This is a genomic window from Mameliella sp. MMSF_3455, assembly GCF_030733205.1.
Taxonomy (GTDB): Bacteria; Pseudomonadota; Alphaproteobacteria; order Rhodobacterales; family Rhodobacteraceae; genus Antarctobacter.
The window spans coordinates 101,370-115,450 of the sequence record NZ_JASHJL010000003.1; the positions used below are offsets into that span (position 1 = coordinate 101,370).

Genomic DNA, 14,081 nt, shown 5'->3' on the forward strand with positions numbered 1-14,081 from the left:
CAATCAAGGCTTAACGCTGATTCCTTTAGATATGGTTTGCGAGGAATGAACGGAGCGTACGATGGACGAAGACATCAGCGGCCTCAGGGCCAGGATCGCGCAGATGCAGCCGGTGCGCGCGGTCGGCCGCGTGCAATCGGTGGATGGGACGATCATCTGGGTGCGCGGGCTGGCAGAGGATGCCTGTATCGGTGACCGGCTGCGGCTGATGCATCCGGGAAACGTGCTGGGCGGTGAGGTCCTGCGCATACGCGATGATCTCGTTGCGATGCTGCCGGACGAGTCGGCCGATGGCGTGTCGCGTGGTGACCGTGTTGCCGTTCTGGGCCCGCCGACGCTGGCGCCCTGTGACAGTTGGATCGGCCGGGTGATCGACGCCTATGGCCGGCCGCTGGATGGCGCACCCATTGGCCCGGGCGCTCAGCGACGCCCGTTCCGCGCCAGCCCGCCACCTGCGGCGGCGCGGCGGCGCCTGGGCGAGCGGTTGCGCACCGGCCTCTCGGTTTTCGATACGTTGCTCCCTATCGTGACGGGCCAGCGTGTCGGCCTGTTTGCCGGCTCCGGAGTGGGCAAATCCAGCCTGTTGGCGCAGCTTGCCCAGGGGATGGAGGCGGATGTCGTCGTTCTTGCGCTTGTCGGTGAACGCGGGCGCGAGGTCCTGGATTTCGTGACCTCGGTGCTGGGTCCGGAGGGCATGGCGCGCAGTGTCGTGGTTGCTGCAACTTCCGATCGCTCGCCATTGGAGCGTCGGCGCTGTCCGCTGGCGGCCATGACCATCGCCGAGCATTTCCGCGACCAAGGCAAACATGTGCTTTACCTCGCCGATTCGATCACCCGTTTTGCGGAGGCGCACCGCGAAGTTGCGATTGCCTCCGGTGAACTCCCGGCGTTGCGCGGTCATCCGCCTTCGGTGGCTCATCAGATCATGCGTCTGGCGGAACGGGCCGGACCCGGGATGCAGGGAACGGGCGACATCACGGCGGTGTTCAGCGTGCTTGTCGCCGGGTCCGATATGGACGAACCGGTCGCGGATATCCTGCGCGGGGTGTTGGACGGACACGTGGTGCTGGACCGGCAAATCGCCGAACGTGGCCGGTTCCCGGCGATCGACCTCCTTAGGTCTGTCTCACGCAGCTTGCCCGAGGCGGCAAGCGACCACGAAAATGCGTTGATCCAGCGGGTCCGTGGCCTGCTGGGCGCCTACGCGAAGTCCGAAACCATGGTGCGCGCGGGTTTGTACCGGGAAGGCGAGGATCCGTTGCTGGACCAGGCGATTAAAGTCTGGCCGGACCTGGACGGGTATCTGGCCGAGAAATCTCCGGATGGGCCGGAGGGCGCCTTTCAAAAGCTGGAACTGATCCTGCGTCGTGCTCAGGCCGGAGTGCTGCAGGGTCGCCCGGCTCCGGGGCGTGGTAGCCAGATGCCGGTGGCGCGCAAGATGTGAGGGATTTGCACGGCGTTCATTGCCGCACATTTCACCCATAAAGGGATTGGCGCGGAATGGACGAAAGAAGCGTCAGCGCGATCTGGTTCGACCCGGCATTTGCCGTCTGGTTGATCTGGTTCTGCAACAGGTAGGTGTTGATGACCCGGTTCAGCACGTCCGGTTCGGCCATTTCCGAGAAGGACTTGACGCCATAGCGGCTGTTGACCTTGTCCTTCAGCATCTCGACTTGCTTGTCGACGTCGATCTGGCTGAACCCCGAGGGCAGGCCCAGCGCCGCCTGGAAGACATTGCGCAGCGAAGTTGTCCCAAGGACCGAGAACCACTTGGTATTGTCCGATGAATCCCGCCCGGCCAGTTCGGGAATGGCGCGCTCGAAATTCAGCGCAGTGCGAAGGCTTTCATCCACGTCGCCAACCGCGACCTCAAATTCATGGAGATAGAAATCGGAAACGATTTCATCCGCGAAGCCCTCTCTCTGGATAGCGGAGACCGGATCGCGGTCGAATTCAAAGGCTTTGGCCAATTCGACATACCGGCTGTCGCCCAGGACATTGGCCAGGTCGCGGGGATCGTCGGTGCCTTGTTCCAAGACCCTCTGCATCAGCTTGGGACTGCCGGCCTTTTCGCCGAGGTCAAAGGCGACCAGGGCATAGGTGAGAAGGCGTGGATTCTTGATCATCCCCTCGGCCGAGGTGACAGCGCCGATATTGTCCCGAAAGAACTGCGTTTCCGTCTCTATGTTCAGAGAGACTTGCGCGCGCACGGATTCGCCATAAGGCGTGTCCGTATCGCCCGTTTCGGCCAACCCGGCCTCCATGTTGGCCAGCACGGCTTCGCGGTATCGATCCGCGATCGGATCCGCAAAACCGGCTTCCCGGGTCTTGGGTTCCAGGATCTTTTCGAAACTGAAGGCATTGGCCAAGGCAACGAACCGCCCGTCTGACAGGCGATTGGCGAGTGCATCGTCGTCTTCCGTTCCGTCTTCCAGAACTTTCTGGATCAGGAACTTGCTGTCGATCTTGTCTTCAAGCCCGAAGGCCGACAGCGCGACACGCATGACCCTGCGGTCGGATACGAATTCCTCCGCGCTGGTGATTTCGCCGATGCGGGACGCGAAATATTCGGCATCGCGCGCAAGCGTCGGTGATTTGTCGAAATTCGCGCGTTGTGTGTCCTGCGTCGCCTTCAGGAATTGCCAGGCGGTCAGACCGGAGCCGACGACAATCGGTTGAAAGCTCATTGTGACCTCGTTGCCAGCAACCTGTCCTCGCGCGGGATCAAGGCTCTCAGAGCCTTGAGGCATTGGTAGAACTGCTCTCCCAGCAAGGCTTCGGTTGCCTGTCCCAGCAAGCGCCTGCTGTCCGGATCGGTGAGGATCTGGCTCAGCTCCTCGATCCGGGGAAGGAGTTTCAGGCGCGCCTCTTCGGCATCAGCATCCCCGGTCAGGATCAGTTGTGCATGATAGCAAAGCCGGCGTACGGGCGTCTTCGCCTCTTCCGGGTGGATGGCATCGCGCAGGCGAAGGACGTTCGCGTTCGGGGTGACGATTGACAGGCGGCTGCGGCGATCGCCGTTCTCGATTACCGCACCGTTGATCAACACGCGCTCTCGCGGGCCGAGTTTCAGGACAAGTCCACTCATTTTCGTGTGCTCCTGCCGCTCAATCCTTTCAGGATCGCGGCGTTGATTTCCAGAAGCGGTCTGACGCGCGCTTTCTTCGTCAGCACCTGCGAGGTGTGTTGCTGCACAAATTCCGCAAGGTAGAAGATCCGCGCCCGCAACTCGGCGGGAAGGCCATTGTCGCTGTCGGCGACATCGACGGCCAGAGCGGTCCAGAGACGCTGGTTGTCGGAAAGTGCTTCGACCAGCCTTGGATAGGCCCGAGGACCGGCCTCGGCGGCGGCCTTGATGCGGTGCGTGACCTTTGCGATCAGCTCGTATTCGGTGCCGCGGGGGGTCTGGGTCGAGCGGGCGTTTTGGGCATAGGCCCGTTGCGCGAGAGTATGGGCGTTCACTTCAGAACCTTCTGGTTATGAGGATCAAGGGGTATGACCCGAAGGGCCGGTTGCCCGGCCCCCCGGAGTGGCTTGGTTTAGCGGAACAGCGACAGCAGCGACTGCGGGGCCTGGTTGGCGATGGACAGCGCCTGGACACCCAGCTGCTGCTGCACCTGCAGCGCCTGCAGACGGGCCGAGGCCTCTTCCATGTCGGCATCGACCAGCGTGCCGATGCCGGATTTTAGCGCATCGGTCAGGCTGCCCACGAAATCCGCCTGGGTTTCGATACGGCCCTGCGCCGAACCGAATGCCGAGGCCGAGTCGATGGCCGTCTGGATCAGGCCCTCGATCGATTCCAGCGCGGCGTCAGCGCCGGCCTGGGTGGTCACGTCGATGTCCGACAGGTCTTCCAGGCGGCCACCAATGGTGGCATCCCCGACATCATAGCTGCGGACCTGGACCGAGAAGTTGTCACCCGCGTTGTTGGCGCCGGTAAAGTCGATCTGGTTCGCGTTGGTGCCGTTCACCGCCGCACCGATACCGAGACCGTCGGTGATGTCCGAGTTGTCGGCCACGTACTTGTTGAAGGCGTCGGCAAGAGCGGCGGTCACGTCGGCCTGTGTATCACCGTCGCGGGCGACATAGGTGATTTCCTGTGCGCCGGCGGTGGCGGTGGTGTTGAAGGTCGCCAGACCTGCCGCGCCGCCCGTGATCTCGATCGAGAAACCGGTGCCGGCGGCCACGGTCGCCGTGCCTGCACCGGCGGTCTGGCCGACGACGGCAGCCGTGGTTGGCTGTGTCGCGTTGCCGGTCAGGGCGACGGCGGCGGTGTTGGCCGCACCCGACAGTTCGTCAGAGGCCGCGGCGGTGGCGGATGCCGATGCCACGTCGATCGACGATGCCCCGGTGCCGAGGTCCTGCTTGGCCACGGTGATGTCCGAGGCGGTCACGCCGGTACCCGACCGATCCAGCGAGGCCAGCACGTTGATGCTGCCCGAACCGGCGGCGGTGTCGGTGTTCGACAGCAGGTTCAGACCGTTGAACTGTGCGGCACCGACGACTGCACTGATCTGGTTGCGCAGGGCGTCGATGTCGGTCTGGATCTTGGCCCGGTCGACGTTCTCTTCCTGGGCGGCAACGATCTTGCCCTTGATCTCGGTCAGCAGTTCGGTGGTCGTTTCCGCCGCCTGGCGGGCGACGGCGACGGTGGACTGGCCAAGGTTGAGGCTGTCGGAGATGCCCTTGAAACCCTTGACGTCCGCTTCCATCACCTTGGAGATGGCCCAGACGGCGGAGTTGTCCTTGGCGTTTGCGACGCTCTTGCCGGTTGAGATCTGGGACTGTGTGTCCGCCAGGCTGGAGTTGATGGACTTGAGGGTCTGCAGCGCGACCATCGCGCCATTGTTCGTCAGGATGCTAGACATAGGTTGTCCTTGCTTTCAAAAGGCGCTTTTGCGCCGGTTTGCATTTGCCGCGAACGGCATCTCTGACGCCTTCTGACGTATGCAGTCCGACCCCTTTGTCGGCCTGCGCCACCCGTCTTGGTGCGCGACCAACCTGGCCTTTCGAGTCCTAACGTCGCCCTAATCCCTCCATTGCCGTTTCAGCGGATTTGTCACAAATGCTCAGGCACGTCGTTCCAGGCGTTTCGAGGCGGGGGCATCTATGGTCTGGAGGCGCCCCTTGGCATCATAGGTATCGGTTGCCTTGCGCACGCGGTTGAGGTCGCCAATTCGGGCGGCCACGTTGCGCAATCCTGCCAGGGCCTGGTCAAAGAGTTCCTGATTGCGGCGCAGCCCGTCCTTGATTGGCGCAACCTCTTCGGCCCGAAGCGGTGCATTCTCCAGATCTTCGGCAAGGTTCTGTTTCTCCGCCATCAATTCGGCCAGGCGATCGAAGTCACCTTCAAGCAAGGCCTCCCGTTCGCTCTCGAGCAGGGATTTCAGGCGGTTTGTCAGTGTCTGCTCAGTCATCGACTCTCTCCTTCAGGGCGTTGAACAACGATTCGGCCAACCCGATTCCGCCGCCTTCGGTCATCTGTCTGGCCTGTTCCAGGCGCATGAACGAGGCGAACTGGTTTTCACCTGCGCCCCCGCCGAAGGCCTGCGGCGCCTCTCCGAGTTTTGCCGATTTCAGCATCTCTGCCAGAAAGTTGGTTTCCAGTTCCTTGGCGGCTTCGCGCAGGGCCCGGTCCTGTGGCGTTGGGGTGCTTGCGGCTGTAATGGGAATTTCCATCTGGTTTGTCTCCAATTCGACTCGCTCTTCGCGATTTGGCCAGATCGCGGTAAAGAAGTGGTAAGGAGCTGCGCCCTAGGGTGCCCCCGTGGAAGAATTCCCGGAGCACTCATGCTGAGCCAGTTGACCAGCCTATTGGGCCTTGTCCCGACGAAATCCGCGCCCGAGGGCAGCAAGGATGCGCCGCCCGACGCCGATTTCGCCAAGTTCTTCGCCGAAGCGGAGGATGATTCCCAGACTTTTCATCCGGATCCCGGGCCCCTCACGGATGTAGATGAGATTGATCAGGCAGACCCCGTGGATCATCCGAAGGAAGTCGATCCGGACTCGGAAACGGGTTGGCGTGATGATGTTGATCTTTCGCAGGACGACTTGGACGAAACGCGCGATGTGAATTCGCCGGGCCGGTGGCTGGACACGGATCCGGACTTGAAGGGAACCGCCACGTCAGGTGAGTTTCAACCCGATGCTCCCGCGAAACAGACGGACGGCTGGCTGCAACGTGCAGAAGAGCTGCTACCTAAAAGAGGGCCTATCGATGGTCAGCCCAGCATTGACCCTTATGCAGAACAGGAGCCTGGGTTCGGGTCTTCCACGGTGTTGGACGGGCCAAATGCCAGAGGCTGGATAGAGGGTACGTCCTCCGATAGATCCCATGCGCCGGGAGCGGTCACCGGTGCCCTTGATCATTCTCGCATTGATGATCCGACGCGCGACCTGAAAAGGGCTGAAGCGCAAGGTCCAGAGGCGCCGCATCTCGTTCAAGCTTCTGAAACTGATGTAAAAAAACTTGAGGCCGCGGCCCGAGTTCTCGGCCTTGCTGTGCCTGCATCACCGGCTTTCTCGCAAAGTGCCATGCGCACTGATCCGGCGGACCGGGTTCGTGCCGATCAAGGACCAACCGACCCCAAAACAAACCAGGAGATGGCGAAACCTGTTTCGGATCCGGTATCGTCAGACATTCCGGTCTTTCGTTTCGGCCTGTCTCAACCGGCTCGAGAGGAAACCTGGCCGCGCTCTGTCGAGCCACCGGTTTCCATGTCGAACAGGGACGTGATGTCTGCCGGGCAAGACGCGCGTGGCACGTCCGCTACCATCGGTTTGACTGCTGCCGGTCCCGAAGGCCTCGTTGAAGGGGCGTTTCGAGCGCGAGAACACCCGGTCCTGCCATCGACGCCCAGAATGTCCGAAGATCGTCCTCAAGGTTTCGCACCCGAACAGTTGGCAGCAGGCCTGCGTCGTTCTGCGCCGAGTGGCGAGACCGTGACCGTGCAACCGAAAACGGTCGAGGCTGGCGTTGACCCGCACGCGACACTGCAACGATTCAACGACCTTTTGGTGGCAGCCAAATCCGCCACCGATACCGCTGGCAAGCCGGGGCAAGCTGATACAGTTCCGAGAAGCCCTTTGGAAAGCGCCGATGTTTTCCGCCAATGGATGAAGCCGGAGGGAGGGGCAGTTTCCGCACAAATCGTTCCCGCTGCCTCGGATGGACGGGGTCCCGCATTGACGTTCCACGACGTGCGGCCGGGTTTGAACGGAAACGCGCGCCCCTTGGCAGAGCGATCTGGCCAGGGCCTTGTTGAGCCCAACGAGTTGTCTGTCGCGACGAGGGACATGACCTTGGCCGGGACGCGGCCGGAGTCTGTCAATCAGCCCTTGGTGACAAGTGCTGCGGATGAATTGAAACAGGACCAATCGCGCAATGATCCGCATGCCCTGCCGCGCCCTGACCGGCTTGTCATGGAAAACATGACGCAGTTGCGGTCTGACGTTCGGGCAGGGGCCGCAGGCTCGGTCGACACGGTCAAGGTTGCGACCCCGGCTTTGGCGGGCTTTCCCGTGCCGGGAACATCGGCGCGCGTGACGTCTCCCTTCCTTGATGACCTCGTTGAGGATCTCTTGCCACAGGACAGCCAGCCCGTGAGCGGGGTGCCGGGGGTTCAATCGTCGCCTGTCCATACCGCGGCGATGCCGCAAACCATTCACCGTACGGATGCCGCGGCAATCCTCCGACAGGTGTCGGATGGAATGGCGCGCCTGGGGGAAGGCTCGGTAGAGATCCGCCTTTCACCTGAGGAACTTGGACAGGTACGCATGCAAATGATGCCATCCGATGGTGGCATGACGGTGCATATCACCGCCGACCGCCCCGAAACGCTTGATCTCATGCGGCGCCATATCGACCAGCTTGCAGGCGATTTGGCCGATGCCGGCTACGAAAGCGCCTCGTTCAGTTTCGGCGAAGGCGGGGAGGGCGGTCAGGAGTCGTCCGCCCGCCACGACAGGCCCGACAAGGCGCCGAATGACCACACGCCAGCCACAAAGCCGCGCAATGCCGCCGCCGCTTCGGACGGACTTGACCTCAGATTCTAGGACAGACCATGACAGAAATCACTTCGCCGCCGCCGCTTTACAGCAGTACTCAATCCTCCTCTGCCACGGGGTTGGATGACAAGGGGGTGCTCAGTTCGGACTTTGACACCTTTCTCAAGATGTTGACCGTCCAGGTCCAGAACCAGGACCCGCTCAACCCCGTGGACTCGACGGATTATGCGACCCAGCTTGCCACGTTTTCATCGGTCGAACAGCAGGTTCTGACCAATGACCTGTTGCGGGAGGTCAGCGCCTCGCTCACCGGGAGTGCCCTGCAAGAACTCAGCAGCTGGATCGGAATGGAGGCGCTGGTTCGCGCGCCCGTCCTGTTCACCGGGACGCCAATCGCCGTCCGACCGGAGTTCGCAGAGGACGCGGACGCGGCGAGTCTGGTGGTCAGGGATGCCAACGGCGATGCCATCCAGCGGTTCGACCTCGATCTGTCGCAGGACGAGGTCTACTGGACCGGGACCGACGACACCGGGGCCGCCCTGCCTGCCGGGATCTACAAGTTTGAGGTAGAAAGCTACAAGGGCGAGGCCAAGCTCGATACGATCGCGGCCCAAGCCTATAGCCGGGTGGCAGAGGTGAGGCAGGACGGTGAAACTCTTGTTCTGCGCATGGCGGACGGTACGGAACTCGACCCAGGTCAGATCGATGGATTGCGCGCCCCGATGAATTGATCGACCCGGTCACGATGATTGTTCGGCGCAGCAGGCGAAACCTGCTGCTTTGCGATGGGCCAAGATCATGCTTGGCCATCTGAACGTGAATTGGGTGGTCTTTTCGGCTACATCTGGCGAATCGTTGCCGATCAGGATAGCCGGTGGCTTCGTGAACGGCACGCCAAATCCAAGCACCTGAAAAAAATTAAAAAATTGTGGTCGTGTTAGAAAGATACGATTAGGCTCAGTCCAGTCTCAACCGTGCCATTTCAGGCTGTTGTTGCTGATTTGACGCGCATTTGCGCAGACGCAGCACCGATTTCAGGTTCTTCGGATATTTGTCATTTGAACGCGAAATAGTTTGTGTGTACGTTCGCTCATGTCGGGCGCGCCGCGTCCAAGCCTGTACAGATTTGGAGAGACACATGAAAAAGCTTTCGATCCTTGCTGCCGCGGCAGCGATCGCAGCTGCAGCAGCCGCCCCGGTGGCCGCTCAGGGCAACACTCAGGACCCGTTCGTTTCGACGATGGACGATGATGATATTCTCACGCCGCTGTTCATCATCGGCGGCATTGCCGGGATCATCGCCATCGCTTCGGCTTCGGGCACTGACTGATCCCGTCAGACAGAGTTTCATGGAAAACGGCGGCCTTCTGGCCGCCGTTTTTCGTTTCCGCGTTTTTCTGATCGATGCTGTGTCAGCCCTTGATCAACTGGCAGCCAAAGTCAGGCAAGCAGTGTCCAGCCCAAAACCGTCGCCGCGCCAATCAGCGTGCCGACTCCGGTCCAGCCAAGGCGTGCGGGCCAGGGATTTCGCGCCGGCGTCGGTTCAGGCTGTGATTGACGGATAAGGGCGGCCTCTACAAGCGTCGGCAACCTCGGGCCGAACCGGGCCATGACCAGTGCGGTTTTCCAAAGATCCTTGGCTGCGGCGCGCGGGCCGATCGATTTCTTGATGTAGGCCTCGACGACAGGCTGCGCGACCTTCCAGATGTTCATGCGCGGGTCGAGAGACCGCGCAACGCCCTCGACCACAACCATTGTCCGCTGCAGGAGGATCAGCTCGGTCCTCGTTTCCATCCCGAACCGCTCGGTCACCTCAAAGAGATAGGCCAGCAGTTTGCCCATCGAGATCCGCGTGGCATCCATGCCGAAAATCGGCTCTCCGACCGCGCGCAGGGCGCGGGCGAACTCATCCACGTCGCGGTCTGCGGGGACATAGCCGGCCTCGAAATGCACCTCGGCAACGCGCTGGTAATCGCGCTGGATAAAGCCGAAGAGGATCTCGGCGTAGACCCGGCGGGTGTATTCGTCGATATGCCCCATGATGCCGAAGTCATAGGCAATGATGTCCCCGTTCGGTGCGACCTTGAGGTTGCCCTGGTGCATGTCGGCATGAAAGAAACCGTCGCGCAGCGCGTGGTTCAGGAACAGCTGCAACACCCGTTCCGACAGGTTCACCCGGTTGTGTCCGGCGGCGTCCAAGGCGTCGTTGTCGCCCAGTGCCACGCCTTCGACCCAGCCCATCGTCATCACGCGGCGGCCGGACCAGGCCCATTTGATCTCGGGCAGGGCAAAGCCCTCGTCATCCTTGGTATTGGCCTCGAACTCGCTGGCCGCCGCGGATTCCAGGCGCAGGTCCAACTCGCCCATGACGACGCCCTCGAAATGGGCGATCACGTCGGTCGGCCGCAGGCGCCGTGAGGCAGGCGACAGCAGCTCGATCATGTTGGCGGCAAAGTAGAAGGCGTCGATGTCCTTGCGGAAAGCCCGTTCGATCCCCGGGCGCAGAACCTTGACGGCCACTGTTTCGCCAGTGTCTGCCAGTGTTGCCTTGTGGACCTGCGCGATCGAAGCCGCGGCGACAGGTTCGCTGAAGGCGGAGAATACCTCGTCCACCGGCTGACCCAGCTCGGCTTCGACCTGTGTCTTGGCGGCATCGACGGAGAAGGGGGGCAGCTTGTCCTGAAGGACGCGCAACTGTTGGGCCATCTCGTCGCCGACCACGTCGGGCCGGGTTGACAGGATCTGGCCGAACTTGATGTAGGCGGGGCCAAGCGCCGTCAGCGCGCGGACCACCGGGGGCATGGACGGATCGCCCTCGTCACCCAGCCAGCGGAAAGGCCGCCCAAGGACCCGGGCGGCCACGCGCAGCGGCGCGGGTGCCTCGAGCGCGTCCAGCACGGCGCGCATTGCACCGGTGCGTTCCAGCGTGGCGCCGGTGCGGATCAGACGCCAGATGTTGTGGGGGCCACGCAACTCAGATCTTCCAGCCGGAGTGCAGACAGGCGACGCCCATCGTCAGGTTGCGGTACTTGGCGTTTTCGAATCCGGCGGCCTTGACCATGTCCAGGAAGGTATCCTGGTCGGGAAAGCGCCGGATCGATTCCACCAGGTACTGATAGCTGTCACGGTCCTGAGCGATCACCTGGCCCATGCGCGGGATGATGTTGAACGAGTACAGGTCATAGGCCCATTGCATCAGGTCATTGGGAATCTGGGAAAATTCCAGCACCATCAGACGCCCGCCGGGTTTCAGCACGCGGAAGGCCTCGTTCAGGGCCTCTTGCGGGCGGGTCACGTTCCGGATGCCGAAAGAGATCGTGTAGACGTCGAAGGTGTTGTCGGAAAAAGGCAGGGCCATCGCGTCGCCCACCACCCAGTCGAGCGAGTCGACCATCGCCTCGGCCTCGGCTCGCTTGCGGCCCTCGACCAACATGGGTTCGGTGAGGTCCAGCACGGTGGCGTGTCCGCTGCCGGCGCGTTTGAGGAAGCGAAACGAGATGTCGCCGGTCCCGCCGGCCACGTCCAGAAGGCGCTGTCCCGGACGCGGTGCCAGCCAGTCCATCATGGCATCCTTCCAGATCCGGTGGATGCCAAAGGACATGGCGTCGTTCATCACGTCATACTTGGAGGCGACAGAACTGAAGACTCCCTGGACCCGTCCGGCCTTTTCGCTCTCGGGCACCTCGGCATATCCGAAATGCGTCGTTTTTCCGGTCTCTTCGCTCATGGCCCTTGCCGTCCTCGATTGCATTGCTTTCTTATAGGGCGCCGCCGGGGCGATACAACGCGAAGGACCATGCCCGATGCCCGAATTGCCCGAAGTCGAGACAGTCCGTCGCGGGCTGGCCCCGGTCATGGAGGGGCAGGTGATCGCACAGGCCCGCGTCAACCGCCCCGATCTGCGCTGGCCCTTCCCCGAGAACATGGCGGATCGGCTGACAGGCACCCGGGTCGAGCGTCTGCGGCGGCGGTCGAAATACATCCTCGCCGACCTGTCGAGTGGTGAGACGCTGCTCATCCATCTGGGCATGTCGGGGCGCATGCTGGTTTCGGGTGATCCGCTGGGCAATTTCGTGCACGATCACCCGGCGCCGGAGAAACACGACCATGTTGTCCTGGACATGGGGCAGGGCGCGCGGGTCACCTTCAACGATCCGCGCCGCTTTGGCGCGATGGACCTGATGACGACCGCAGAGGTTGAGCGGCATCCACTGCTGGTCAGCCTTGGTCCCGAGCCGCTGGGCAACGAATTCAGCGAATCCTACCTGACGGGCATGCTGAAGGGCCGCCGGACGCCGGTCAAATCGGCCCTGCTCGATCAGAAAATCATCGCCGGGCTGGGAAACATATACGTTTGCGAGGCTCTCTACCGCGCGCGCATCCATCCGGCACGCAAGGTCAACCGGATCTCCGAAGCGCGGCTGGGGGCCCTGGTTCCGATCATCCGCGAGGTGTTGCAGGATGCCATCGCGGCAGGCGGGTCATCCCTGCGGGATTTCCGCCAAGCCGATGGAGAACTTGGATATTTCCAGCACAGTTTTGATGTCTACGGACGCGAGGGTGCACCGTGTCGCAGCGAGGGCTGCGCCGATAGCGTGCGCCGGATCGTGCAGTCCGGGCGGTCGTCCTTCTACTGTGCAAGCTGTCAAAGATAACTTGAACCATGTGAATGAAATGCTAAGGCTTGGCCCTTGACGGAACCGGACGGAGCCCAAACACATGGCCTATGAGACGATCATCGTCGAAATAGAAGACCACGTCGCCACCATCAAACTGAACCGCCCCGACGCCATGAATGCGCTCAATTCTCACCTTCTGGGAGAGTTGTCCGAGGCGCTGGCCGAGGCGGACAAGAACGACAAGGTGCGCTGCATCATCATCACCGGCTCGGCCAAGGCCTTTGCCGCCGGTGCCGACATCAAGGAGATGTCGGAGAAAAGCTACGTCGAGATGTTCCTGTCGGACTTCTTCGGCCGCGAGGGCAATGCCATCACGTCGACCCGCAAGCCGATCATCGCGGCCGTCGCGGGCTATGCGCTCGGCGGTGGTTGCGAGCTGGCCATGATGTGCGATTTCATCATCGCCGCCGACAATGCCAAGTTCGGCCAGCCCGAGATCAACCTGGGGGTCATGCCGGGCCTGGGCGGTACGCAGCGCCTGACGCGCTTTATCGGCAAGTCCAAGGCGATGGACATGAACCTGACCGGTCGCTTCATGGACGCCGAAGAGGCAGAGCGCGCCGGTCTGGTCAGCCGGGTCGTTCCCGCAAAGCAGCTGATGGAAGAAACGCGGAACGCGGCCGAAAAGGTCGCCGAGAAGTCGATGATCTCTGCCATTGCCTGCAAGGAATCGGTGAACCGGGCCTACGAGACGACCCTCTCCGAGGGACTGCTTTTCGAGCGTCGCCTGTTTCACGCGCTTTTCGCGACCGAAGACCAGTCCGAGGGCATGGCGGCCTTCGCCGAAAAGCGCACCGCGCAATTCCGCGACCGCTGAGTCGCGCATTGCCCGATTCGCCCGGGAAACGGGCAATCGGGAAGAAAGACCTTGCCCGATGACGGGCGCTCTTGTATAGGCGCCCGTCATACATGCGCGTGATGCCCGCTTTGGCAAGAATCGGTTCGGCACGGGATGCCGTTCGTCGGCGTTGCGCATTTCTTGAACACTTCATCGTCGGCAGACGACAAACAGCAGGATCGATCACATGGCAAACACGCCCCAGGCCAAGAAACGCGCCCGTCAGAACGAAAAACGCTTCGCCGTCAACAAGGCACGCCGTTCGCGCATCCGCACCTATCTGCGCAAGGTTGAAGAGGCCATCGCATCGGGTGATCGCGAGGCGGCAACCGCTGCCCTGAAGGCTGCCCAGCCCGAGCTCATGCGCGGTGTGACCAAAGGCGTTTTCCACAAGAACACCGCCTCGCGGAAGATTTCCCGCCTTGCATCGCGGGTCAAGGCACTGGGCTGAGCACAATCACTATCTGGTATGTCTTTGCATGGGCGCCACTATATGTGGCGCCCTTTTTGCATATATAACCATTTGATCACACACCGGATTCTTTTCGGCGAAAGAC

At 61.9% G+C, this 14,081-nt stretch carries 15 protein-coding genes; 7 read left to right on the forward strand and 8 right to left on the reverse strand.

Annotated features, from left to right (window positions below; translation table 11 throughout):
* The first annotated feature begins 61 nt into the window (after positions 1-61).
* Positions 62-1,444, forward strand: a complete 1,383-nt coding sequence (locus RBB42_RS02780) for a FliI/YscN family ATPase (protein ID WP_305970070.1) — start codon at positions 62-64, stop codon at positions 1,442-1,444.
* A gap of 31 nt (positions 1,445-1,475) precedes the next feature.
* Here RBB42_RS02780 and RBB42_RS02785 read toward each other — a convergent pair whose 3' ends face one another.
* The 6 genes from RBB42_RS02785 to RBB42_RS02810 form a co-directional block, all read right to left on the reverse strand.
* Entirely contained in the window at positions 1,476-2,687 is a 1,212-nt protein-coding gene (locus tag RBB42_RS02785) for a DUF1217 domain-containing protein (protein ID WP_305970071.1), read from the reverse strand.
* The gene (flbT, locus tag RBB42_RS02790) at positions 2,684-3,088 is read right to left on the reverse strand and encodes a flagellar biosynthesis repressor FlbT (protein WP_043142932.1); all 405 of its coding nucleotides are present in this window, start codon (positions 3,086-3,088) and stop codon (positions 2,684-2,686) included. Before flbT ends, RBB42_RS02785 begins: the two co-directional genes overlap by 4 nt.
* On the reverse strand, positions 3,085-3,462 hold the full coding sequence (flaF, locus tag RBB42_RS02795) for a flagellar biosynthesis regulator FlaF (RefSeq protein ID WP_305970072.1): 378 nt from the start codon (positions 3,460-3,462) through the stop codon (positions 3,085-3,087). Before flaF ends, flbT begins: the two co-directional genes overlap by 4 nt.
* Before the next feature lie 77 nt (positions 3,463-3,539).
* Complete coding sequence (locus tag RBB42_RS02800) at positions 3,540-4,868, reverse strand: flagellin N-terminal helical domain-containing protein (RefSeq protein WP_306043362.1); 1,329 nt, start codon at positions 4,866-4,868, stop codon at positions 3,540-3,542.
* 201 nt (positions 4,869-5,069) lie between these two features.
* A complete protein-coding gene (locus RBB42_RS02805) occupies positions 5,070-5,417 on the reverse strand; it encodes a flagellar protein FlgN (RefSeq protein ID WP_305969655.1) in 348 nt (115 codons plus the stop codon).
* Positions 5,410-5,679: a rod-binding protein gene (locus tag RBB42_RS02810; RefSeq protein ID WP_305969656.1), complete on the reverse strand. Its 270-nt coding sequence runs from the start codon at positions 5,677-5,679 to the stop codon at positions 5,410-5,412. Before RBB42_RS02810 ends, RBB42_RS02805 begins: the two co-directional genes overlap by 8 nt.
* A 111-nt stretch (positions 5,680-5,790) precedes the next feature.
* Here RBB42_RS02810 and RBB42_RS02815 point away from each other — a divergent pair, with 111 nt between their 5' ends.
* From RBB42_RS02815 to RBB42_RS02825, 3 genes are all read left to right on the forward strand, one after another.
* Positions 5,791-8,055 (forward strand): flagellar hook-length control protein FliK, encoded by a 2,265-nt coding sequence (locus RBB42_RS02815; protein ID WP_305969657.1) that lies wholly within the window; start codon positions 5,791-5,793, stop codon positions 8,053-8,055.
* An 8-nt stretch (positions 8,056-8,063) separates the two neighbouring features.
* Positions 8,064-8,738 carry a flagellar hook capping FlgD N-terminal domain-containing protein gene (locus tag RBB42_RS02820; RefSeq protein WP_305969658.1) on the forward strand — a complete coding sequence of 225 codons (675 nt, stop codon included), beginning with the start codon at positions 8,064-8,066 and terminating at the stop codon, positions 8,736-8,738.
* A 407-nt stretch (positions 8,739-9,145) separates the two neighbouring features.
* The gene (locus RBB42_RS02825; protein WP_305969659.1) at positions 9,146-9,337 is read left to right on the forward strand and encodes a hypothetical protein; all 192 of its coding nucleotides are present in this window, start codon (positions 9,146-9,148) and stop codon (positions 9,335-9,337) included.
* A gap of 110 nt (positions 9,338-9,447) precedes the next feature.
* Here the strand turns inward: RBB42_RS02825 and ubiB are convergent, their stop codons facing one another.
* Both ubiB and ubiE read right to left on the reverse strand, forming a co-directional pair.
* Positions 9,448-10,980, reverse strand: a complete 1,533-nt coding sequence (gene ubiB, locus RBB42_RS02830) for a 2-polyprenylphenol 6-hydroxylase (protein ID WP_305969660.1) — start codon at positions 10,978-10,980, stop codon at positions 9,448-9,450.
* A 1-nt stretch (position 10,981) separates the two neighbouring features.
* Complete coding sequence (ubiE, locus tag RBB42_RS02835) at positions 10,982-11,734, reverse strand: bifunctional demethylmenaquinone methyltransferase/2-methoxy-6-polyprenyl-1,4-benzoquinol methylase UbiE (RefSeq protein WP_305969661.1); 753 nt, start codon at positions 11,732-11,734, stop codon at positions 10,982-10,984.
* 76 nt (positions 11,735-11,810) lie between these two features.
* On the opposite strand from ubiE, the gene mutM reads away from it, so the two are divergent.
* The 3 genes from mutM to rpsT all read left to right on the forward strand — a co-directional run bounded on the left by mutM (position 11,811) and on the right by rpsT (position 13,975).
* Positions 11,811-12,662 (forward strand): bifunctional DNA-formamidopyrimidine glycosylase/DNA-(apurinic or apyrimidinic site) lyase, encoded by an 852-nt coding sequence (gene mutM / locus RBB42_RS02840; RefSeq protein WP_305969662.1) that lies wholly within the window; start codon positions 11,811-11,813, stop codon positions 12,660-12,662.
* Between the two features lie 64 nt (positions 12,663-12,726).
* Positions 12,727-13,503, forward strand: coding sequence for an enoyl-CoA hydratase (locus RBB42_RS02845; RefSeq protein WP_305969663.1), 777 nt, complete (start codon positions 12,727-12,729; stop codon positions 13,501-13,503).
* Between the two features lie 208 nt (positions 13,504-13,711).
* A complete protein-coding gene (gene rpsT / locus RBB42_RS02850) occupies positions 13,712-13,975 on the forward strand; it encodes a 30S ribosomal protein S20 (protein ID WP_305969664.1) in 264 nt (87 codons plus the stop codon).
* The last annotated feature ends 106 nt before the right edge of the window (positions 13,976-14,081 follow it).

Excerpts from the sequence above, each read along its gene's own strand:
- flbT (WP_043142932.1), bottom strand. The coding sequence starts at position 3,088 with ATGAGTGGACTTGTCCTGAAACTCGGCCCGCGAGAGCGCGTGTTGATC.
- RBB42_RS02810 (WP_305969656.1), bottom strand. The coding sequence starts at position 5,679 with ATGGAAATTCCCATTACAGCCGCAAGCACCCCAACGCCACAGGACCGG.
- RBB42_RS02825 (WP_305969659.1), top strand. The coding sequence starts at position 9,146 with ATGAAAAAGCTTTCGATCCTTGCTGCCGCGGCAGCGATCGCAGCTGCA.
- RBB42_RS02805 (WP_305969655.1), bottom strand. The coding sequence starts at position 5,417 with ATGACTGAGCAGACACTGACAAACCGCCTGAAATCCCTGCTCGAGAGC.
- RBB42_RS02845 (WP_305969663.1), top strand. The coding sequence starts at position 12,727 with ATGGCCTATGAGACGATCATCGTCGAAATAGAAGACCACGTCGCCACC.
- RBB42_RS02800 (WP_306043362.1), bottom strand. The coding sequence starts at position 4,868 with ATGTCTAGCATCCTGACGAACAATGGCGCGATGGTCGCGCTGCAGACC.
- RBB42_RS02785 (WP_305970071.1), bottom strand. The coding sequence starts at position 2,687 with ATGAGCTTTCAACCGATTGTCGTCGGCTCCGGTCTGACCGCCTGGCAA.
- mutM (WP_305969662.1), top strand. The coding sequence starts at position 11,811 with ATGCCCGAATTGCCCGAAGTCGAGACAGTCCGTCGCGGGCTGGCCCCG.
- RBB42_RS02820 (WP_305969658.1), top strand. The coding sequence starts at position 8,064 with ATGACAGAAATCACTTCGCCGCCGCCGCTTTACAGCAGTACTCAATCC.
- ubiE (WP_305969661.1), bottom strand. The coding sequence starts at position 11,734 with ATGAGCGAAGAGACCGGAAAAACGACGCATTTCGGATATGCCGAGGTG.
- rpsT (WP_305969664.1), top strand. The coding sequence starts at position 13,712 with ATGGCAAACACGCCCCAGGCCAAGAAACGCGCCCGTCAGAACGAAAAA.
- RBB42_RS02815 (WP_305969657.1), top strand. The coding sequence starts at position 5,791 with ATGCTGAGCCAGTTGACCAGCCTATTGGGCCTTGTCCCGACGAAATCC.
- RBB42_RS02780 (WP_305970070.1), top strand. The coding sequence starts at position 62 with ATGGACGAAGACATCAGCGGCCTCAGGGCCAGGATCGCGCAGATGCAG.